At 50.6% G+C, this 19,953-nt stretch carries 19 protein-coding genes; 4 read left to right on the top strand and 15 right to left on the bottom strand.

The genetic code is table 11. From position 1 onward, the window contains the following. Positions 1 to 5 precede the first annotated feature (5 nt). The 3 genes from AB6B37_RS07125 to AB6B37_RS07115 all read right to left on the bottom strand — a co-directional run bounded on the left by AB6B37_RS07125 (position 6) and on the right by AB6B37_RS07115 (position 2,767). Positions 6 to 1,703 (bottom strand): GMC oxidoreductase, encoded by a 1,698-nt coding sequence (locus tag AB6B37_RS07125; RefSeq protein ID WP_371398199.1) that lies wholly within the window; start codon positions 1,701 to 1,703, stop codon positions 6 to 8. 97 nt (positions 1,704 to 1,800) lie between these two features. Further along, entirely contained in the window at positions 1,801 to 2,403 is a 603-nt protein-coding gene (locus tag AB6B37_RS07120; RefSeq protein WP_371398198.1) for a glutathione S-transferase family protein, read from the bottom strand. A 4-nt stretch (positions 2,404 to 2,407) separates the two neighbouring features. Continuing rightward, positions 2,408 to 2,767, bottom strand: coding sequence for an MmcQ/YjbR family DNA-binding protein (locus AB6B37_RS07115; protein ID WP_371398197.1), 360 nt, complete (start codon positions 2,765 to 2,767; stop codon positions 2,408 to 2,410). A gap of 62 nt (positions 2,768 to 2,829) precedes the next feature. Between AB6B37_RS07115 and AB6B37_RS07110 the strand changes: the two genes are divergently transcribed. Continuing rightward, on the top strand, positions 2,830 to 3,963 hold the full coding sequence (locus tag AB6B37_RS07110) for an FAD-dependent oxidoreductase (protein ID WP_371398196.1): 1,134 nt from the start codon (positions 2,830 to 2,832) through the stop codon (positions 3,961 to 3,963). Positions 3,964 to 4,505: 542 nt separating this feature from the next. On the opposite strand, the gene AB6B37_RS07105 is transcribed toward AB6B37_RS07110, so the two are convergent. From AB6B37_RS07105 to AB6B37_RS07060, 10 genes are all read right to left on the bottom strand, one after another. Next, complete coding sequence (locus AB6B37_RS07105) at positions 4,506 to 4,889, bottom strand: HesB/IscA family protein (RefSeq protein WP_371398195.1); 384 nt, start codon at positions 4,887 to 4,889, stop codon at positions 4,506 to 4,508. Between the two features lie 14 nt (positions 4,890 to 4,903). After that, positions 4,904 to 5,374, bottom strand: a complete 471-nt coding sequence (locus AB6B37_RS07100) for an SUF system Fe-S cluster assembly protein (protein WP_371398428.1) — start codon at positions 5,372 to 5,374, stop codon at positions 4,904 to 4,906. A gap of 37 nt (positions 5,375 to 5,411) precedes the next feature. Then, positions 5,412 to 6,629 carry an aminotransferase class V-fold PLP-dependent enzyme gene (locus AB6B37_RS07095; protein WP_371398194.1) on the bottom strand — a complete coding sequence of 406 codons (1,218 nt, stop codon included), beginning with the start codon at positions 6,627 to 6,629 and terminating at the stop codon, positions 5,412 to 5,414. Then, positions 6,629 to 7,678: a Fe-S cluster assembly protein SufD gene (sufD, locus tag AB6B37_RS07090; protein ID WP_371398193.1), complete on the bottom strand. Its 1,050-nt coding sequence runs from the start codon at positions 7,676 to 7,678 to the stop codon at positions 6,629 to 6,631. The genes AB6B37_RS07095 and sufD overlap by 1 nt, the downstream gene beginning before the upstream one ends. Next, entirely contained in the window at positions 7,659 to 8,405 is a 747-nt protein-coding gene (gene sufC, locus AB6B37_RS07085; protein WP_371398192.1) for a Fe-S cluster assembly ATPase SufC, read from the bottom strand. The genes sufD and sufC overlap by 20 nt, the downstream gene beginning before the upstream one ends. A gap of 109 nt (positions 8,406 to 8,514) precedes the next feature. Next, a complete protein-coding gene (locus AB6B37_RS07080; protein ID WP_371398191.1) occupies positions 8,515 to 8,907 on the bottom strand; it encodes a Rid family hydrolase in 393 nt (130 codons plus the stop codon). Positions 8,908 to 8,942: 35 nt separating this feature from the next. After that, entirely contained in the window at positions 8,943 to 9,497 is a 555-nt protein-coding gene (locus AB6B37_RS07075) for a hypothetical protein (RefSeq protein WP_371398190.1), read from the bottom strand. Beyond that, positions 9,497 to 11,002 (bottom strand): Fe-S cluster assembly protein SufB, encoded by a 1,506-nt coding sequence (gene sufB, locus AB6B37_RS07070; RefSeq protein WP_371398189.1) that lies wholly within the window; start codon positions 11,000 to 11,002, stop codon positions 9,497 to 9,499. Before sufB ends, AB6B37_RS07075 begins: the two co-directional genes overlap by 1 nt. Further along, a complete protein-coding gene (locus AB6B37_RS07065) occupies positions 11,002 to 12,129 on the bottom strand; it encodes a cysteine desulfurase family protein (protein WP_371398188.1) in 1,128 nt (375 codons plus the stop codon). Before AB6B37_RS07065 ends, sufB begins: the two co-directional genes overlap by 1 nt. Then, a complete protein-coding gene (locus tag AB6B37_RS07060; RefSeq protein WP_371398187.1) occupies positions 12,126 to 12,599 on the bottom strand; it encodes an Rrf2 family transcriptional regulator in 474 nt (157 codons plus the stop codon). Before AB6B37_RS07060 ends, AB6B37_RS07065 begins: the two co-directional genes overlap by 4 nt. Before the next feature lie 173 nt (positions 12,600 to 12,772). Between AB6B37_RS07060 and AB6B37_RS07055 the strand changes: the two genes are divergently transcribed. Further along, positions 12,773 to 13,459, top strand: coding sequence for an alpha/beta hydrolase (locus tag AB6B37_RS07055; RefSeq protein WP_371398186.1), 687 nt, complete (start codon positions 12,773 to 12,775; stop codon positions 13,457 to 13,459). Between the two features lie 2 nt (positions 13,460 to 13,461). On the opposite strand, the gene AB6B37_RS07050 is transcribed toward AB6B37_RS07055, so the two are convergent. Next, on the bottom strand, positions 13,462 to 14,628 hold the full coding sequence (locus AB6B37_RS07050) for an anhydro-N-acetylmuramic acid kinase (RefSeq protein ID WP_371398185.1): 1,167 nt from the start codon (positions 14,626 to 14,628) through the stop codon (positions 13,462 to 13,464). A gap of 50 nt (positions 14,629 to 14,678) precedes the next feature. Between AB6B37_RS07050 and tyrS the strand changes: the two genes are divergently transcribed. Continuing rightward, a complete protein-coding gene (gene tyrS, locus AB6B37_RS07045) occupies positions 14,679 to 15,935 on the top strand; it encodes a tyrosine--tRNA ligase (RefSeq protein WP_371398184.1) in 1,257 nt (418 codons plus the stop codon). A 1-nt stretch (position 15,936) separates the two neighbouring features. Here the strand turns inward: tyrS and AB6B37_RS07040 are convergent, their stop codons facing one another. Continuing rightward, complete coding sequence (locus tag AB6B37_RS07040; protein WP_371398427.1) at positions 15,937 to 17,988, bottom strand: AsmA-like C-terminal domain-containing protein; 2,052 nt, start codon at positions 17,986 to 17,988, stop codon at positions 15,937 to 15,939. 1,489 nt (positions 17,989 to 19,477) lie between these two features. On the opposite strand from AB6B37_RS07040, the gene bcp reads away from it, so the two are divergent. Next, positions 19,478 to 19,951 carry a thioredoxin-dependent thiol peroxidase gene (bcp, locus tag AB6B37_RS07035; protein ID WP_371398183.1) on the top strand — a complete coding sequence of 158 codons (474 nt, stop codon included), beginning with the start codon at positions 19,478 to 19,480 and terminating at the stop codon, positions 19,949 to 19,951. Positions 19,952 to 19,953 lie beyond the last annotated feature (2 nt).

The following is a 19,953-nucleotide window of genomic DNA, read 5'->3' as shown; positions in this document are numbered from 1 at the left end:
ATTTCTTAAAGCACCCCCGCCTCGAGTAAATCAGCCGCGTGATGCGCTGCTCGGGCAGAAAAAGCCATATAGCTAAGCGACGGATTTTGCACGGCGGATGACGCCATAAAAGACCCGTCTGTAATAAATAAATTAGCAATATCATGGGCTTGATTGAGTTTATTCAACACAGATGTTGACGGGTCGCGGCCCATGCGGGCTGTGCCCATTTCGTGAATGCGGCCATTGACGCCCTTCATATCTGTCCCGGGTTTTTGGTTCTCAATAATGTTATCAAAACCCGCCGCACGGAGCATCTCTATCGCGTCATTGTGTGCGGCTTGCATCAAGACTTTGTCATTTTCGCTAAGCTGGAAATTGATATTGGCAATGGGATGTCCCCATTTATCCGTCTTGGTTTTATGCAGCGTAACGCGATTATCCGCACGCGGCAGAACTTCGCCAAAAGCATCTAGCATGATTGTCCAGTCCCCTGGTGTGCGATTGGCCGTTTTAAATTCATCGCCAACCCCGGGACGACGGCCCGTCCCGCCGCCTCGACTGGAATAGACTTGATATCCCCAGCCGCGTTTATAGTCTTGATCGCGAGCGGGGAAATTACGGTAACGCGGGATGTAGCCGCCAATGGGCCGGCGACCATAATAGTATTTATCAAGATGCCCCGGCACACGCGCCTGCACCCGTGACCCACCTAGATGATCCATTAGATTTCGTCCGACTTGGTCTGAACGATTAGCCAGCCCAGTGGGCCGGTCCTCGGATGCCGAGTTAAGCAAAATCATGGCCGACGCTATGGCAGAGGCATTTAGAAAAACGATATTGCTACGATATGTTGTGCCCAGGCCTGTCTTGGTATCTCTCACCTGCACGGCGGAAATACGCTGGGATTTCGGGTCAAGGATCAGCTTAGAAACTATCGCATTAGGGATGAGGGTCAATTTTCCTGTCGCTTTCGCAGCAGGTAAAGTCGCCGATGTTGATGAGAAATACCCGCCGTAAGAGCAGCCATGATAACAGCGGTTGCGCGCTTGGCATTGTCCCCGCCCTACGGCTGTGTGGTCATCAGTCGCGCGAGTCAAATTTGCGACCCGTCCAATAATTAAAGACCGCTCTGGATAAAGTTGGCTCAATGACTTTTGCAAATCTTTTTCAGCGCAGGTCAGATCAAACGGCGGGAGAAAGTGCTTTCCATCTGGCAGTTGCGCAAGGCCGTCACGTCCGCCTGATATCCCTGCAAATTTTTCAACATAGTCATACCACGGGGCGATATCATCATAACGCACGGGCCAGTCGACGCCCTCACCGTCCTCTGCATTGACCGCGAAATCATAAGGAGCCAAGCGGTAACTTGCCCGCGCCCACATGTGGGACTTACCGCCAACTTTGCCGCCGCGCCGCCAGTTAAATGTCGTGCCGTCTGTGCGAACGTAAGGGTGCTCGCTATCTTTTATCCAGAGGTGCTTTGTGCTGTCTTTGAACGCATAAGTGCGACCTTGAATAGGGTAATCTTCCTCAATTTCCGCCTCTGAAACGCGGTCAGCAAAGGGCGTTTCCCATGGGTCGAGGTTATCTGACATATCCCGCATTGGATCAAATTCACTCCCCCGCTCTAGGACACAGACTTTTAGTCCACGCTCGCACAATTCTTTGGCAACCCAGCCGCCCGAAATACCTGAACCAATAACAATTGCATCAAAATCCATGGTAAACCCTAACGCTCTGTAATCATTGCGATATTAGCCTCAAACCTATCAAATACAGTCTTTTGAAAATCGTCGTTATGCAGCGTTGAGCAATGCATTATTTTGCCATCGGATAAGCATAGCTATCCACATAGGCGGCTTCAGATTTGAAAGCTGAATGCCATATCGCCAAAGCTGGCGATAATCCCGCCCAGTCAACATGCGGCGCGCGATATGTCATGTAATCCAAAGCACAGATAATCGCGATATTACCGTAGCTCCATCCCGTGCCAAGAGTCTCTATGATGTCATTTAGATGCGATATTCCCATGACCATGGCCGTCGTATGACGCTCTAACATCGGCGCGCAGTGCAATGTTTCCTCGCGCGCAATTTCGTAACGGTAATTGTAAACTGCATCAGACAGGCCGTCGCCCAGCGCATGCAACGTTTTCTGAGAAAACCGCGTGTCACGGTCGTCAGACAGCAAAGGGGTGTTTGACAGGCTGTCAAAGTAATCACAAATGACAACACTATCAAACAACACTCTGCCGTCATCAAGCTCTAGCGCAGGAATCTTACCTAGCGGGTTTAGTCCGTTTGTATAGCCGCGTATGCCGTCGGCTTTCGCGTCAACAACCAAGACATCCAATCCGTGAATACGGGCGAAAATCATCGCTTTGCGGGCATAGGGTGATATAGGATTATAGTGTAATTTCATAATCTTAACCCTCTATGCCTAATTCTGCGCGCTGCTTTCGCGTCAGCTTAGCCACGACCATATCATAGGACGCTTTGATATGGGTTTTCAAATTATCATCATCTAGCCCAGGTGCGGCGTAATGCTGTATCCACGTCATGCCGCGCGATGCCATATAGGGCGCAGGACGTAGCCCCGGCATATCGCGCATGATCTCATATCCCATGTCTGTGGCTTTAAACGTAATCCGCAAACCATCTGCATCATCCCAAGCAGCAGCAAAAAACTTAGGCCTAATTTTCCAAACATGCGCCCCGCCCCATTGCTGCACATAATGCGTCGCAGGGAGGGTCTCGCAAAAGATGTTGTACTCATCAACCGTCATAGGGCGGTCTTATCATTGATACATAGATATGCAAATTTACCGCATCTTATATCGCGCCGACTATGCTAACAGACATTATGGCTGGTCGTCTTCATATTGGCATCTCGGGCTGCGGTATCGGCGGTATGGCGACGGCGCTCATGATGTCGCGCGCTGGCCATAACGTCCAGATTTTTGACCGCTTTACGACGCCTGAACCGCTTGGCTCAGGGCTGGTGATACAACCCGTCGGGCTTAATGTGTTGAAATTCTTAGGACTGTCCGATGTTATCCTCGCGCGAGGTCACAAAATATTTAAGATGTTTGGTACGGAATGTGACAGTAAACGTGCCGTTCTAAACGTCGATTACGGCCCGCCGGGCGGCGCTACATTCGGCATTGGCATTCACCGTGCGAGCTTGTTTGATGCGCTCTACCAAGCCCTTATGAAATCATCCGTCACCATTATTGGCGGCACATCAATCACCTCTACCCAGCACGCCAGCAATAAGAGAACACTGACCTCTGAAGACGGCAGAGTTCACGGCCCTTTCGATCTGGTCATTGATGCCTCTGGCGCGCATTCACCGCTAAGCCCGATAAAGAGCCGTCCACTTGGCTACGGCGCCTTATGGGGCGCTGTGGCATGGCCTGACCGCACAAACCTCCCAACGGGCCGGCTCAGTCAATCTTATCAAAAAGCCCACCATATGCTCGGTGTCCTGCCCATTGGCACGATGCCGGGCAGCAACAAACAATGCGCAGCTATATTTTGGAGCGAGCCACGAGAGCGCCTGTCTGATTGGTATCAGAGTGATTTGGACGCCTGGAAAGCCAAAACAATTGCGCTTTGGTCAGAGTTTGCGCCCTTTGTCGCGCAGATTAAATCCCACAGCGATATGACAGCGGCCCGTTATAGCCACGGTACGTTGATGCGCCCTTTCGGCAATCACATTGCCTATATCGGGGATAGCGCCCACCAAGCCAGCCCGCAATTAGGACAAGGCGCGAATATGGCCCTGCTTGATGCAAAAGCGCTCGCAGACAGTCTGGATGAATATGATGATATTGGTATGGCGTTAGGGCAATATGCGGCCGCACGGCGCTATCATGTCGGGCTTTATCAATTGTTTAGTGCGGTTTTTACGCCGTTTTATCAATCCAATAGTCGTGTGCTGCCTAAATTACGCGACAATGTCATGAACCCAATGAGTTAAATTTGGCCCGTTAAACCGATGTTGACCCGTCTGGTGTGCGGGACACTGGTTCAGCCTTAGGCCGATCCCGTTCATCACATAGAGCACCGTCTGGAATAAATCTCGAAAGCATAAGCAAACTGATACCAGAACCCAGGGTAACAAATCCCATTGATATAAAGCCTAATGGTATAATGAGCGATGTCACCTCATTTCCTGTTTGAATAATCCGTTGGAGTAAAAACCCGACCAAGTAACCAAGTAAAAGACCAACAATCGGGATAGTACTAAACGCATGGAAAACGATTTTACCGTCGCTACTGACATTCACAGGAAAATAGCGTCGCCAAATCACGATGAAAATGAAAAAAGAAACGACAATAGCAACAAGTGTAAAAAACGGATATCACTTTAATCATTATTAAGGGTGCTAAAACCAAAAATTATGCTCAGAAGTGCACCAAATAAATGCTCAAAACCATTGTTACGTAATGCGATGCTCATACTCAAGTCTTAGGGACTAAACTTAACGCTGTAAAGGTCAGCTTTGATTGAGCGTCCTTCTAATCCTCAAACGGTAATATCGTCACGCTTTCGCCGCATCCGCAAGCGTCAGTTTGATTCGGGTTTTTAAATGTGAAGCGCGAGGATAAAATATCAACTTCGTAGTCCACGACAGAGCCTAAGATGAAAAGCACGGCTTTTGAATCGACCACAATCTGCACGTCTTTGTCATCGACCACTTCGTCAAAGGGTGCAATTTCGGACACATAGTCCATGATGTATTCCATACCCGCGCAACCGCCATTTTTGACCCCAACACGCAAGTATCCCTCCCCGCGTTCGTCCAAGATTTCGCGTACGCGCGCGGCTGCGGCGTCCGTTAATGTAACGAGTTTGGGTCGCGGGCGGCGTGTACGGGTCGGTGTTGTCGTAGTCTCTGTCATATCTGGCTCCTTTACTAGAGCATATTCAGCTCAAGCCTTGCTTCTTCGCTCATGCGGTCCATGGTCCAGGGTGGGTCAAATGTCATGGCGACTTCAACTTTGCGCACACCAGCGACCACGGCACAGGCCTCTTGCACCCAGACGGGCATTTCACCCGCCACGGGGCAGCCTGGCGCAGTGAGTGTCATGTCAATTTTCAGCGTGCGATCATCTTCTAGCTCGACTTTATAGATTAAACCAAGCTCATAGATGTCCACTGGTATTTCGGGATCATAAACGGATTTTAGCTGCCCAATAACGTCCTCTGTGATCTGTGCGATTTCATCATCAGAAGGCGGCTCTATGGGCGCGCCAGACACGTCAATGACATCACGGACGGGCTCTGGCGTTGTATCTGGCATAGCCTCTACCTTTGCCTCATGCGCGGCTAGGCCAGGAATTTGGGCGTTAGCCATTTCTTCGGCTTTGCGGGCTCTGTCTGTCATTGTGTCGGTCATAGCATTACCAATATAGGGTTTTCGGTCAGGATAAAAAGAGGGCTGCTTTTTTAACGGCAGCGACAAGGCGGTCAGCCTCGTCCAAAGTGTTATAAATACCAAAGCTGGCGCGCGCGGTCGAATGTATCCCCATACGCGTCATTAACGGCTGCGTGCAGTGCTGCCCCGCGCGTACGGCGACACCGTATTTATCAAGGATTTGGGCCACGTCATGGGCATGCGCACCTTTAAGATTAAACGCCAGCACAGGCCCCTTCTTGCGGGTTTCGCCGATGATATGAAAGCTGTTCACATCACGCAGGCCATCAACGGCGTGATGATAGACCGCCATTTCGTGTTGATGTACGGCGTCCATATCAAATTGGCTGTACCAGTCAATTGCAGCGCCGAGACCAATCGCTTCTAAAATAGGCGGGGTGCCCGCCTCGAACCGGTGCGGTGGGTCGTTATATGTCACGGTGTCTTCAAACACGTCCTCAATCATTTCGCCGCCCCCTTGGAAGGGCTGCAGCCGCTCCAGCGCGTCCGCCGTGCCGTAGAGCGCGCCAATGCCCGTGGGGCCGTAAAGCTTATGCCCAGTCATGGCGTAGAAATCACAGCCAATGTCGGCCACGTCGACTTTCATATGCACAGCGGCCTGTGTGCCGTCGACAATCATCGTCGCGCCAACCGCTTTGGCCCATTTAGTCATGTCTTTGACGGGATTTACAGTCCCTAAAACATTGGACATATGCACAATAGAGACAACTTTGGTCTTGGTTGATAACATCGCCTTAAACGCGTCTAAATCCAATTCACCTTGATCTGTTACCGGGATAAAACGAATAACCGCGCCGTAACGTTCACGCAGGAAATGCCACGGCACGATGTTGGAATGATGCTCCATTTGCGAAATTATAATCTCGTCACCGTCTTTGATGGTGTGAGCTAATCCGTAAGCGACCAAATTCAGCGCCTCTGTCGCGCCTTTGGTAAAGACGATAGTGTTTGGCGAGGGCGCGCCGAGGAAATTTGCTAGTTTCGCCCGCGCGCCTTCAAAAGCTTCCGTTGTTTCATTGGCCATCGTATGAAGCCCGCGGTGCACATTGGCATAGGTATGGCTCATCTGATGGCTCATCGCGTCAATGACGGCAGATGGTTTCTGCGCGCTTGCGGCATTATCCAAATAGGCCAATTGATGGCCATTAATCTCACGAGAGAGGATCGGGAACTGCGCGCGTATGTCGTCGATGTTGAATGTCATCAGTGCGTCCCTAACCAATCACGGATTTGAGTTAGAAGGCTCTCTTGCACATCTTCATCGGACATATCGTCAAACACGTCGGCGACGAAAGCCTCGGTCAATAATGCGCGCGCCTGACCCAGCGGGATGCCGCGTTGACGCATGTAAAATAGTGCGCTTTCATCAAGCTGCCCGATGGTATTGCCGTGTTCACAGGCCACATCATCGGCGTAAATCTCTAGCTCTGGCTTGGACCGAATTTCAGACGTGTCAGATAACATTAGGGCGTCATGGCGCATAACGGCATCAGTGTGCTGTGCGGGGCGGCGGACGTGGAACTTTCCTTGGAAGACGCCTCGTGATTTATCCGTGGTTACACCTTTGACAGATTGACGTATGGTGCAATCAGGCACGGATAAATCAATATAGCTGGTCATATCCACATGGCGTTTACCCTCTAGGAGATAAGCCCCGTTCAGCGTCGCCTCAACATGGCGCCCCATCGCTGCCATGCGGGTCTCTAGCCGAGATAGTGAGCCGCCAAAGGATAGCGCATATTGATTGATTTTAGCCTCTGCCCAAGCGGTAATATGTGCCGTGGCCACGCGAACATGGTCCTCGGGGTCATTATGGATAACGGTGCGCTCAACGCGCGCGCCTTCACCCACGGTTATGTGAATCAATTGATTAGAAAAACCGCCAGCGTCGCCCGCATGATGTTCAATGAGGGATAGCGACGCGCCCTTTCCAATTGTGATTGCGATGCGGCAATGACCGCGTGATAAATTAGATACAACCAGCGGCGCATCAACGGCCACGCCCGCTTCAACATTAAGATGCCAGACCTTACCGCCGAGTTGCTGGGCGAGTGCCGCCATGGGCGTATCGGCCGTGATGTCAACGTCGTCAACTTCGGACACAGTCACGCCGTCTGGTAGGTCAAAATGCGGCAGGCAGGTCACAGACAGACCAGCTTGACCATCAGTCACGCGGCCGCGAACATCTGTCCATTTCCATTGCTCGTCCCGACGGTTCGGGAGTGAATTAAGATTAAGCGACATAGGCGTCATAGCCTTCTTTTTCGAGCTTTTTTGCAAAGTCAGCATCACCAGAAGCCGCGATTTTACCGCCCGCGAGGACATGCACAGCATCAGGTACAATGTAATCAAGCAGACGCTGATAGTGGGTAATGATTAACATGCCGCGGTCAGGCCTACGCAGGGCATTGACGCCGTCCGCCACAATCCGCAGCGCGTCAACGTCAAGGCCGCTGTCGGTTTCGTCCATGACAATAAAGCTAGGCTCTAGCATCATCATTTGGAAAATTTCCATGCGCTTTTTCTCGCCACCAGAAAAGCCAACATTAAGCGGGCGTCGAAGCATATCTGGCGCCATTTTCAGAGCTTTGGCGGTGGCTTTGGATTTCTTGAGAAACTCTGGCGCAGAGATTTCATCCTCGCCGCGCGCTTTGCGTTGGGCGTTAAGCGCTGTGCGCAGGAATGTCATGGTGGGCACACCCGGAATTTCCAGCGGATATTGAAATGACAGGAACAGGCCTTTCGCCGCGCGCTCTTCGGGGTCCATATCCAGCAAGTCTTCACCGTTCAGCGTGACTCTACCGCCAGACACGTCATAGCCCTCACGACCTGTCAGGACATAAGACAGCGTCGATTTCCCAGCACCATTTGGCCCCATAATCGCATGGACTTCACCCGCTGGCACAGCAAGGGATAGGTTTTCGATAATCGTCTTATTTCCGTCGTCGACCGTGGCCGATAAATTATTTATTTTAAGCATTACTTTTCTTTCTCTTCGTCATCCTCGGGCTTGACCCGAGGATATATCTCAAGGCGAGCGGTGGACCCACGGGTCAAGTCCGAGGGTGACCTATTCGTTTCTGTTTGTGCTAGCCCTTAAAGCACGTCACTTCGATTTCAACCTTACCCTCTGGATCCACCATTTCGGCGATAACCATTGTGGCGGCGGGAAGTATCTTGCCAAAATGTTGCTTAATAATAGGTAGAACCTCTTTGACGTATTTACGGTCTGATACTGTGTATTGAACGCGCACGGTATGGCCCAACTCAAATCCGGCAGCGTCGAGCGCTTGGCGGATATTGGTGAAGGTATTCATGGCTTGCTGCGCGGCTGATTCTGGAAGCTCTTGCTTCTTATAGTCATAGCCCATTGTGCCCGACACAAAGCACCATTCCCCGTGCACGACGGCACGGGACATGGAATAATTTAATTCGCCCTCGGACAGTTGAATGAATTTGCGTGTTGTTTTTGATTTCGCCATTTTGGCCTCCGTGATGTCAAATAAGGGTAATTGGGTTAAGGGCAATTGTCGGTCTGCCAGTCTGTCGTGTTGTCACCGCGCGCGCATTTAATTTTCATGCCGTAGTCAATCAGAACTTCGGTTGTGTCGGTTTTTTTAAACACCGCATAAAACTGCTGCGCCTTCACGCTGTCGTCACGCATATTAATGCGTTCCACGAGGACGACTTTGCCGCCTTCCGCGTCAAAGCTAGAGAATATGCTTTCCGTCTGCGTGCCCGTTTGGCGAACATCATAGTCATTGATGTCGCCGCCCTGGGGTGAAAAGTAAGTCTCAATCTTCGCAACGGCACTCTCTAGGGGTTCCATCGTATCCAGTTCAACCCACCGCGCTAAGTCTTTTGAATAGCTTAGAAAATCAATATCCGCGATTCGCATAATCTCTTCGCCCTGCACAGAGTCCTCGGACATAGGCATTTGACTTTCATCCGAACTTGGCTGCTCAACGGGGGTGATAGCCTTGTCGCTCACCCGGCTATAGGTAATCAGCGCCATAGCAATCGCCATAGCCCCAAGCCCAAAGCCGATTAATTTTGGCGTTGAAAACGCCATTAACCAACAGACCCTTCAAGCGAAATTGCCACCAACTTTTGGGCTTCAACGGCAAATTCCATCGGCAATTCCTGTAACACATCCCGGCAAAACCCGTTCACGAGGAGCGCAACTGCGTCTTCTTCTGACAGGCCCCGTTGACGACAATAAAACAGCTGATCATCAGACAGCTTTGACGTCGTGGCCTCATGCTCAAATTGCGCGCTTGGCGTATTGCTTTCTATGTAAGGCACCGTATGCGCCCCGCATTGATCGCCAATCAGCAAGCTATCACATTGCGTGAAGTTACGCGCACCAGTCGCCTTTTTATGCGCCGTCACAAGACCGCGATACGTCGAGTTGGACTTGCCCGCGCTAATACCTTTGGAAATCACGCGTGATTTGGTGTTTTTGCCCAAATGGATCATCTTTGTGCCCGTATCGGCTTGCTGATAGCCATTGGTGATAGCGATGGAGTAAAACTCGCCTTGGCTATTATCACCGCGCAAAATGCAGCTCGGGTATTTCCACGTAACGGCAGAGCCTGTCTCGACCTGTGTCCAAGAGACTTTGGAGTTTTCACCCCTGCAATCTGCGCGTTTTGTTACAAAGTTATAGACCCCGCCATTGCCGTCTTTGTCGCCTGGCCACCAGTTCTGTACGGTTGAGTATTTGACCTCGGCGTCGTCATGGACAATGATTTCTACAATAGCGGCGTGGAGCTGGTTTTCGTCCCGCATAGGCGCTGTACAACCTTCGAGGTAACTGACGTAGGACCCTTTATCGGCAATAATCAATGTACGCTCAAACTGCCCCGTGCCCTGAGCGTTCATGCGGAAATAAGTTGAAAGCTCCATCGGGCAGCGCACCCCAGGCGGGATATAAACAAATGACCCGTCTGAGAACACAGCATTGTTGAGCGTCGCGTAATAGTTATCCGTGACGGGCACAACAGAGCCCATGTATTTACGCACAAGTTCAGGATGTTCTTTTACAGCCTCGGAAAAAGAGCAAAAGATAACGCCGTCTTTGGCTAGCTCCGCCTTGAACGTCGTCACCACAGACACACTATCAAAAACCGCATCCACGGCAACTTTTGGCGCGCCCTTTACGCCTGCCAAAACTTCCTGTTCTTTGAGAGAAATGCCAAGTTTGTTGTAGATTTCCAGAATTTCAGGATCGACCTCATCAAGGGAATTCAGCTCTTTTTTCTTCACCGGCGAAGCGTAGTAATACATATCCTGAAAATCGATTTTCGGATAATCGACCATGGCCCAATCTGGCTCATCAAGCTCTAGCCAACGGCGGTACGCCTCTAACCGCCATTCGAGCAGCCATTCGGGCTCATCCTTCTTGGCGGAAATGAAACGAACGATATCCTCATTCAGACCCTTGGGCGCGAACTCTTGCTCAATATCACTATCAAAGCCGTATTTATACTTATCAGCCTCAAGAGAGCGAACGCCGTCAACGGTACTCTGCTCGATACTGTCTTTTGCAACTTTTGTCTGTGTGTCAGTGGCCATTATGCGGCTCCCTGTAATGGTAAATCTTTGCGGCGAATCTTCGCCCATGCGGATAAAAATGCGTCGGCATCGTCCTGCGTATTATTGTACCCAAAACTTATACGGATTGGGCCATTAGGACAGTTTGCGTCTTGTCCCATATGCCGCAGCGTTCTGTTTGGTCCAACTTTGCCAGATGAACACGCCATGCCTGTGCTGACTGATACGCCCGATAAATCAAGCGCCATCATCAATGTTGTAGAATTGGCATCAGGCACAGCAAAAAAACTGGTATTTGGTAATCGGTCTGCCTTCTCACCAAAGATCGTAATGTCAGGCTCCATCGCCTTCAAATGTGCTTCAACGTAATCGCGTAAGTCCTGTGTATGGCCCAAATCCGTTGCGACCCTAGCGGCTGCGCCAAATCCAGCGATGCCTGCAACATTTAACGTGCCTGCGCGGCGACGGCGCTCTTGGCCCCCGCCAATCATAGAGGGGCTCATCGGGGCATCTGGCGATACATAAAGCGCGCCAACACCTTGTGGCCCGCCAATTTTATGCGCGGACACAGCAATATAATCTGCCATATAAGTCATGGGCAGTTTACCTAGCGCCTGCACAGCATCAATCAGGATAAGCCCACCCGCGCCATGAACCAAATCCGTTGCATCTTCGAATGGCTGAATGACACCTGTTTCGCTATTTGCAGCAACCAGGGAGACAAAGGGTCGCCCGTCAGTCTGATTGTCCCAAGCCTGCAAGCGGTTGTCCAACCAACCCATATCCACAACACCGTCTGTATTTGTCGGGATAATCTCGTGCACAATTCCGTAATGCGCCGCCACGTCATAGGTTGCGGGGTGATCCATCGCCGAAATAAGCAAGCGTTTACACCCGCCGCGATGGGCGGCGTGAATGGCCATATTATCCGCTTCTGTGCCGCTCCCTGTAAAGATTAAGTCTTGCGCGCAAACACCCATAGCAAGGGCCACAGATTCCCGCGCATCGGATACGAGCTTGCCGACGGCACGACCGTGGCTATGCGGTGCAGAGGCATTGCCACCAACAGTCATCGCATGTGTCACCGCTTGGATAACCTCGGGCCGAATAGGGCTGGTTGCGTTATGATCAAGATAAACAGAGGTCATTGCGCGGCCTCTAGCGCTAACTCCGGGAGATGTACCGTGTCATCCACAACATCTTGCACGCTGACGTGTTCTAGGAAGTTTCCAATATGCGCCTCTAACGCACCCCATAGATTATGTGTCAAGCAACGCGACGTCAGGCCGTTGCAAGCTTTCTTGGTTTCTGGTGTGCAGCCATGCGCTTTTATATCCTCGTTCACTGCGCTGATAATAGCGGACAAGCGCATGTGCCTCGGATCGTGGGATAACTTGTACCCCCCTTTAACCCCGCGAACACTCTCAACTAATCCTGCTTTACGGAGTTTTCCGAAGAGTTGCTCTAGGAATTGAATGGATATGCCTTGGCGAGTCGATATATCGCGTAGGGGAATGATTGGCGCAGTATGAACGTCAAAGGGCTGCACAGAGTCAGTCTGCGCGGCCATATCAGCCACGGCCATCACCGCATATCGTCCTTTTGCCGTTAATTTCACGTCAATTCGTCCTAAAGTGTAGGTTTTACTCGCTTTTGGCCAGAGTCCTTGATAAGACGCCGCCAAACCATTAATACAGTGGGGATATATTAATCCCGACTAAAATAGTCAAGATTTGACCGCGCCTTTTTCCAAACTATTTCGGCAGCGGCATTATGAAATAAAGGTGCATTATGCCTGAAGTAATTTTTGCGGGCCCAGAAGGGCGTTTAGAAGGCCGTTATCATCCCTCTGATGATCCGGCTGCGCCTTGTGCGCTGATATTGTCACCGCACCCCAAAGCGGGCGGTCACATGGATCACCGCATACCTGTGGCGATGTATGAGCAGTATAAGCGTCGCGGATTTTCCGTGCTGCGGTTTAACTTTCGCGGTATTGGTCGCTCTATGGGCGTCTATGATAATGGCCAAGGCGAATTGCAAGATGCCGCCTATGCGCTCGATTGGATGCAGAGCTTTAACCAAAACGCACCGTTTAGTTGGGTGTCTGGCTATAGCTTTGGCGCATGGATTGGCATGCAGCTTTTGATGCGTCGTCCGGAAGTTGCGGGGTTTATTTCTATGTCACTGCCGACGAATACTTATGATTTCGCGTTCCTTGCGCCCTGCCCCGCGTCTGGCCTTGTAACGTACGGTACGAATGACAGTATTGTTCCCGCGGATGATGTTGACCGCGTCGTCGAGAAAATTCGCGTGCAAAAAGGCACACAAATTTCCACCCACCCCATTGAAGGGGCTGATCATTTCTACACCAATCACCTAGATATCACGATGGACGTCATCGATGATTACCTAGATGAGCATTTAGAAGACCGATACTGCCCGCCGCGTGAGCCGCGTTTGCTAGGCTTTGACGGCTAAGGCTACTTATTTGGTGTCGCCAACACTCCACCTGTAACTGGATTTGAAACGCCTGTCGTACTCGGAAATGAGAGCGGCAGGCGTTTTTTATGACGCACAGCCATATAGGCAAAGGCTTGAGCCTCTAGCGCGTCGCCGTCCCAGCCTAAATCATCACAATTAATAACCCTCGTCGATAAAGCCTCTGTTAGAGCGGCGATAATAGCAGGGTTATGTCGACCGCCCCCACAAACAACAATATTTTCAATGGCTTGATGGTATTGGTTAAGTGTGTTTTGGATAGCTAAGGCACAGAACATCGATAGTGTTGCAGCCCCATTATCAATGCTCATCCCGTGCATTGTTGATAGAACATCAAAATCATATCGATCTGCTGATTTCGGCACATTTTTGAGGAAAAAAGGGCGTTTCAGCCACCCCTCTAGCCGTGCGATGTCTGGTGTGCCGCGTAGCGATAACACGCCGTCTTTGTCATACTCACCCAGACCGTTTTGCGAGACCCAGCTATCAAGCGGCCCGTTGCCGGGACCGCAGTCGCTGGCCGCAATATTACCGTCCGCCACCACAACTGTGACGTTGCTAACCCCACCAATATTAATAACCGCTGTGTTGCCTGACAATCCTGCCGCCATCACCAAGGCTTTATGATAGACAGGCGCCAATGGCGCGCCTTGGCCGCCTACGGAGACATCATTACTGCGAAAATCATATGCAGTTGGGATGCCAAATTCATCGGCGAGGGCTTGGCCGCGTCCGATTTGAAGCGTTGCACCTTTTTGGCCCTGCCCTTGCCCTTGTCCTTGAATGGCCGCGTGGTGCAAAACTGTTTGCCCATGATAACCGATGAGATCAATGTCTTGAGTATCTGTCTTAGCTAATAAACTTGTAATGGCGTCCACATGCGCGGCGTCGACAATGTCTTCGGCCTTGGCGAATATGTTGGGCGATGGGCCGACAAAATTCCACTTTACTGCTTGCCGCATTGTTTCAACCAACACAGCGCGTTCTTCATCGGTATAAGCCCGAAAGATATGCTGAGCTGTCTTTACATGCGCTTCCCCGTCTGTGTGAACAAGCGCAGCGTCCACGCCGTCTAGCGACGTCCCACTCATCAATCCGATAGCTGTGAGGTTTTGCTTATCCATTGCGGCTGTATTCACCTTTGACATCGTTTGTGCCTTTGATAGAAGGCCTTTCACCATCACTATAGGCGTGATTCATGGCACAATATCAATCCAAACTGATGCAAACCCTCGTCGAGCGTGGGTTTTTATATCAATGTACCGATGAAGCTGCCTTAGATAAAGCAGGCGTTGACGGTCCAGTCACCGGTTATATCGGTTTCGATTGTACCGCACCAAGCCTGCATGTCGGCTCATTAGTGCAAATTATGATGCTGCGGCACCTACAACGTGCTGGCGGACGCCCCATTGTTCTTATGGGGGGCGGCACGACCAAGATTGGTGACCCGTCCGGCAAAGACAAATCCCGCGCCATGCTGACCACAGAGAAGATTGCCGAGAACAAAAACGGTATCATGAGTGTGTTTGACAGGTTCCTTAACTTTGACGGCCCCAACGGTGCTATAATGGTCGATAATGCCGACTGGCTAGAAGGACTGGGCTATATCGAATTTCTGCGTGATGTTGGGCCTTTGTTTACAATCAACCGCATGGTGACAATGGATACAGTGAAGCGGCGCTTAGAAAATGAGCAGCCCATGACGTTCTTGGAATTTAACTACCCCTTGCTACAAAGCTATGATTTTGTTGAACTTAATCGGCGTTACGGCTGCACCTTGCAACTGGGCGGATCTGACCAATGGGGTAATATCACAACAGGTGTTGACCTGACCCGTCGCATGGAAGGTAATGAGGTTTACGGCTTTACTACGCCGCTCATTACCACGGCATCGGGCGGTAAAATGGGTAAGACGGCTGACGGGGCTGTATGGCTGAACAGTGACCCCGCTTTGGGGGCTGATTATTTCAAATCACCTTATGATTACTGGCAATTTTGGCGCAACACGGATGACGCCGATGTCGGGCGATTTATGCGGCTGTTCACGGATTTACCGTTAGACGAGATTGCAAAACTGGAGTCCTTAGAAGGCGCAGATATAAACACAGCTAAGATTGTTCTGGCCAATGAGGCGACAACAATGCTGCACGGAGAAGCCGCCGCAAAGGATGCAGAAGCCACAGCCCGCAAAACGTTTGAGCAAGGCGGCGCGGCCGCAGGATTACCGACATTTGAGGTCTCTGATGTCGCGATGAATATTTTGGACGCGGCTATATTGGTCGGTCTTGCCAGTTCAAAAGGTGAGGGCCGTCGCCATATTAAAGGCAATGCCCTGAAGGTGAACGATGAACGCGTCAGTGACCCGGATATGATGCTTGGCCAAGACGACATTAAGGACGGAGTCATAAAAATATCAGTGGGCAAAAAACGTCATGCTCTGATTAAGCCAAGCTAGCTTATTCACTGGCTGCTGGCCGCACGCTCTCAATTTTCTCAATAACTTGTTCTGGCAGTTTTTCCCGTTGGGGCGCAAATATTCCCCTCAAAAAACCCGGTGTGAGGGCTGATAACGGGTTAACCGCAACTTGGCTTTTCTCGAACGGTCCTCTCACAGTGTAGCTCAGTGCGAAAATGCCCTCGCCTTTCTTGCCGACAAATATATCGCCGATCAAGGGGATATCCGCCAGCAGTGAGTTCGCCGTATAGGCGGGTACCAACACACCGTTTACGTCCAAGGTCTTTGCGGAAAAGTCTATTTCACCCTCGCCTGTCATCCCTAGCGCGGGGCCGGAGGCTCGGGCCCCGCGTACTGACAAATTATAACCATCCAGCGAAAACGGAATTTCTGCACTCTCAAAGCGAAGGCCTTCGCCCGACATTGCGTCGGCCAAGCCTTGTAGAGAGGCCAAGGATAATATTCGCGTCATGATGGGTGCGCCGACTAATTGCATATCAGCTATGGATACTGTGCCAATAATAGGCCCTTCTATCGCCGTTATTGGCATGGTTGCTTCAAGCTCTAATATCCCGCCCGTTACACTTTCTAAGCCCAAAAAAGCAAAAGCCGCATCAGACGCGCTCGGGATATCCAGCTTTAGAACGCGCTGTAAATTTTCGTCATCCGTCTGTAGATCCAACATGACATTGCCGTTATCGCCCACGCCTTTTAGGCGCGCCTGACGCACGCCAATACCGTCATGAGCAAACAACACATTTGCGTCCCTTAGAACATAGGCTTCATTTAAAGCAAGCCGCCCCAAAGCCGCGGTCAGTAGTATTGGCACGTCTAATGTTTGCCCCTCGTCACCGCCGACCATGCCCGCCACGAAAGGCGAGACGTCCAAATAATTGCCCGTAATCAAAGCATTGAATCTGTCTTGCTCCTCACTTGGTTTCATCTGCACCGTCGCGTCGATGAAGCCAGCAATTTTTGCGCGGGATAAGTCTAGATTTATCAACCGAAAATCAGTCGCCAGGTCCAGCGACCCCGCTACATCAAGGCCTGGGGCTTGGATTTGAATATTATTCAGGCCCAAACCCGCAACTTTGGTAAAAGACATGTCCCCAGTCATTTGCGCGCTAACGCCTGCGTCTTTGCTCCAATATGGCCCAAGGCGTAGGTCCGTTTTGCTTAAGTCGGCGGTCACCGTAGCGCCCGTGATATCTAAACCATCAGCAACCGCGTCGATTTTCAAGCCGATATCACCGTCAATGAATTCTCGAAATCCAAGCCCAAAGCCGTCAAGGTCATCGCGTCCAAGAACACCATTAATACGGTAACGGGTTGGCGTCGCACCGGCATCAAATGTCTCGTTCCAGGCCAAGTCCGCGTCCCACGCACCGAGGCGTACAGGCCCTTTTACCGACAGGCTGTCTCTATCCACTAACATGGTGACATTACCATTGTTCAGACTGTAATCGCCCAAGGCGAAGGGGGCAGTAACGTCTGATAATGTGCCCGTAACGGTATAATCAATATCGTTATAGCTTATACGTTCACGGAGAGGCCGGCTAAGACTAAGCCGAATTTTTCCGTGGCCCGTAAAACTATCTGGTTCAACATCATATTGACTGACATATTCAAATGGCTTTTCATCAATAAGCGATAAGAGGTCCTGAACGGGTCCCTCGCCGTCCGCAGCAATGTTGAGTGTCCCGCCATATGGATAAATGCGCGGGATTTCGACGGTGCCGTTACTTAATGATATATTGCCTACCCGGCCGCTATCCAAAACGGCCGTTGCACGGTTACCTTCAAGCTTGCCGCGCCCCATCGCCCCGGTTACAGGGGTCATCGTGCGAATGTAGCGGATATCCGTATTCACCAAGTCAAATGTCATGACCAAGGCTTCATTTGGTAATGTCGGTTGCGCTAAGGCCTCCGCATTTGCGCGCAAGGCTATGTCAAAATTGGACAAATCACCCTGTATGACGGAGTTTTTGATCCAGTTGCGAGCCCCTAGAATATAATTACTTGGCCATAACCCCAGCAAATCCTCACGAGTCATTATGCCGTTTATTTTGCCGTCGACGACAATCAACTCGGGGGAGCCTTCATTATCTCTGTCAAATTGCCCAGAGAGGTCAAATTGATAGGTTCCAAAATCTGCTATAAGGCTATCAAAAACGATTAAATTTGACGATTTATCCCAAGTTCCATCGGCTGTGAGGGTGTTAGCCAAGAGCGGCGCGTCAAATCTTGGCGTTAAATCAAGCCTAACATCACGCATGTTCAGTGTGTAATCGAGCGGTGTTGCAAAAAAACCGTCGGCAGGCGTCCCAATGCCGCTTAATGTGGCTGTGCCATTTGCCGATATCTGATTACTATCAATATCCAACTCAGTAACATCTAACGTCATGTCTTCTACGTTATAATCAGCCGAGATAGAGGCTGTACGAAAGGTATCACTGCGCTCCGCGGTGATGAGTTGCCCCTCACCCACGATCACATCGAGTGATAATGCAGTCAGACCGGTTGCCGCGTTCGCTTTAACAATAGCGTTAAAGTCCATGGTCGCATCTAGCATTCGGGCCTGCGATAATGGTCCGGCCTTTGGCAAAACTTGCGCTGGATTGAACGCTTTCATATCAAGCGTCAGGTCGAAGTCCTGAAAATCATCGCTGACTGCACCCGCAATTGTCACGTCGCTTTGGCTTTCAGTATCCAGGGCTTGCAATTTTGCGTCGCCTTCAAATTGAATTTGGTTGTCGTCTCGATTGATTAACAGCGAGGTGTCAACCAGGGTTAAATCCATATCGTTGACGGCATCTTGCACAAATATTGTTACATTACGAAACTGAGCCCGTTCTAGCTGTAGGTTAGTCGTATCTGCATTTTTTGCAGTGCCGCCACCTTCCCATATCGGCCCGAACTGACCTACGGTACTCGGCGTACCAAGCCCCGCGATTACGCGACCGTCTTCACCGCGTTTATAGCTTAATTGTCCGCCATTAATTGAAACAGCAATAGGATTTAGTTTAGCCCTGAGCACATCACGCAGAGCCAGGTCACCTTGCAGGCGATTTATGGTTTGTAGCGGGGCATCAGTTGCATCTTTAACAACGATATTAGTTGCTTCAAATGTGACTGTGTTATCTTTGGCGTGCCATTCCAAGGTCATTGTCCCGACATCCGCAGTTTGACCATCAAAAGCATTCGCAAACCGCAGGGCTGCATTCGGTTTCAGAAAGCTAATATCAAGTGTTTTCTGCGCCACTAAAATATTAATGGCACATGTCCAAAAGAACGCTAACCCCAGCGCAATAGCCGTAAATTCCCCTAAGAGGCGAAAAATGCGGTATCCGATACGCAAGAGGACTGCTTTGAACTTTTGAGGACGCGCGGCGTCACCATCCCCTGTCTCTGCAAGATCAACTGTTGCGTTGGGCGCAGTATCAATGTCAACAGAGTGCATCATAAGTCTTGTGCTTTAAGCCCATCAAACCTAGAAATCTAGTCAGTCGTATGTAGGTTACACAACCGTAACGGAGAATTTTATGCCAGCCCTATCAATTGGTGATACCGCCCCTGATGTCACTATGCCGCGTGACGGTGGTGAAGACATAAGCCTATCGGATTTCAAAGGTCATTACCTCATCCTGTATTTTTACCCAAAAGACGACACGCCAGGCTGTACGACAGAGGCGATTGGGTTCTCGGCGCACGCGAAATCGCTAAAGGTAAAGAATATCCACATTCTTGGTGTGTCGAAAGACAAAGTTGCCAAACATGATAAATTTGTCGCTAAACACGACTTGACCATACCGCTGGGTTCTGATGCCGAGGGTGATATGATTGAACGCTACGGCGTGTGGGTCGAAAAAAGCATGTACGGTAAAACTTATATGGGCATTGAGCGTTCCACATTTTTAATCGATCCCAATGGCAAGATATTGGAAATTTGGCGCAAAGTCCGTGTAAAAGGGCATGTTGACGCCGTCGTAGACGCCGCCATTGAGGCCGCAGCCTAGTC

Origin of the sequence: Fretibacter rubidus (assembly GCF_041429785.1) — a bacterium.
Lineage (GTDB): Bacteria > Pseudomonadota > Alphaproteobacteria > Caulobacterales > Maricaulaceae > Fretibacter > Fretibacter rubidus.
Note: the sequence above shows the minus strand (reverse complement) of the source record. Positions and strands in the feature narration are given on the sequence as shown.

Bases quoted from the DNA above. Each gene is read 5' to 3' on its own strand.
- AB6B37_RS07125 (WP_371398199.1), bottom strand. From the start codon at position 1,703: ATGGATTTTGATGCAATTGTTATTGGTTCAGGTATTTCGGGCGGCTGG.
- AB6B37_RS07120 (WP_371398198.1), bottom strand. From the start codon at position 2,403: ATGAAATTACACTATAATCCTATATCACCCTATGCCCGCAAAGCGATG.
- AB6B37_RS07115 (WP_371398197.1), bottom strand. From the start codon at position 2,767: ATGACGGTTGATGAGTACAACATCTTTTGCGAGACCCTCCCTGCGACG.
- AB6B37_RS07110 (WP_371398196.1), top strand. From the start codon at position 2,830: ATGCTAACAGACATTATGGCTGGTCGTCTTCATATTGGCATCTCGGGC.
- AB6B37_RS07105 (WP_371398195.1), bottom strand. From the start codon at position 4,889: ATGACAGAGACTACGACAACACCGACCCGTACACGCCGCCCGCGACCC.
- AB6B37_RS07100 (WP_371398428.1), bottom strand. From the start codon at position 5,374: ATGACAGACAGAGCCCGCAAAGCCGAAGAAATGGCTAACGCCCAAATT.
- AB6B37_RS07095 (WP_371398194.1), bottom strand. From the start codon at position 6,629: ATGACATTCAACATCGACGACATACGCGCGCAGTTCCCGATCCTCTCT.
- sufD (WP_371398193.1), bottom strand. From the start codon at position 7,678: ATGACGCCTATGTCGCTTAATCTTAATTCACTCCCGAACCGTCGGGAC.
- sufC (WP_371398192.1), bottom strand. From the start codon at position 8,405: ATGCTTAAAATAAATAATTTATCGGCCACGGTCGACGACGGAAATAAG.
- AB6B37_RS07080 (WP_371398191.1), bottom strand. From the start codon at position 8,907: ATGGCGAAATCAAAAACAACACGCAAATTCATTCAACTGTCCGAGGGC.
- AB6B37_RS07075 (WP_371398190.1), bottom strand. From the start codon at position 9,497: ATGGCGTTTTCAACGCCAAAATTAATCGGCTTTGGGCTTGGGGCTATG.
- sufB (WP_371398189.1), bottom strand. From the start codon at position 11,002: ATGGCCACTGACACACAGACAAAAGTTGCAAAAGACAGTATCGAGCAG.
- AB6B37_RS07065 (WP_371398188.1), bottom strand. From the start codon at position 12,129: ATGACCTCTGTTTATCTTGATCATAACGCAACCAGCCCTATTCGGCCC.
- AB6B37_RS07055 (WP_371398186.1), top strand. From the start codon at position 12,773: ATGCCTGAAGTAATTTTTGCGGGCCCAGAAGGGCGTTTAGAAGGCCGT.
- AB6B37_RS07050 (WP_371398185.1), bottom strand. From the start codon at position 14,628: ATGTCAAAGGTGAATACAGCCGCAATGGATAAGCAAAACCTCACAGCT.
- tyrS (WP_371398184.1), top strand. From the start codon at position 14,679: ATGGCACAATATCAATCCAAACTGATGCAAACCCTCGTCGAGCGTGGG.
- AB6B37_RS07040 (WP_371398427.1), bottom strand. From the start codon at position 17,988: ATGACTCGTGAGGATTTGCTGGGGTTATGGCCAAGTAATTATATTCTA.
- bcp (WP_371398183.1), top strand. From the start codon at position 19,478: ATGCCAGCCCTATCAATTGGTGATACCGCCCCTGATGTCACTATGCCG.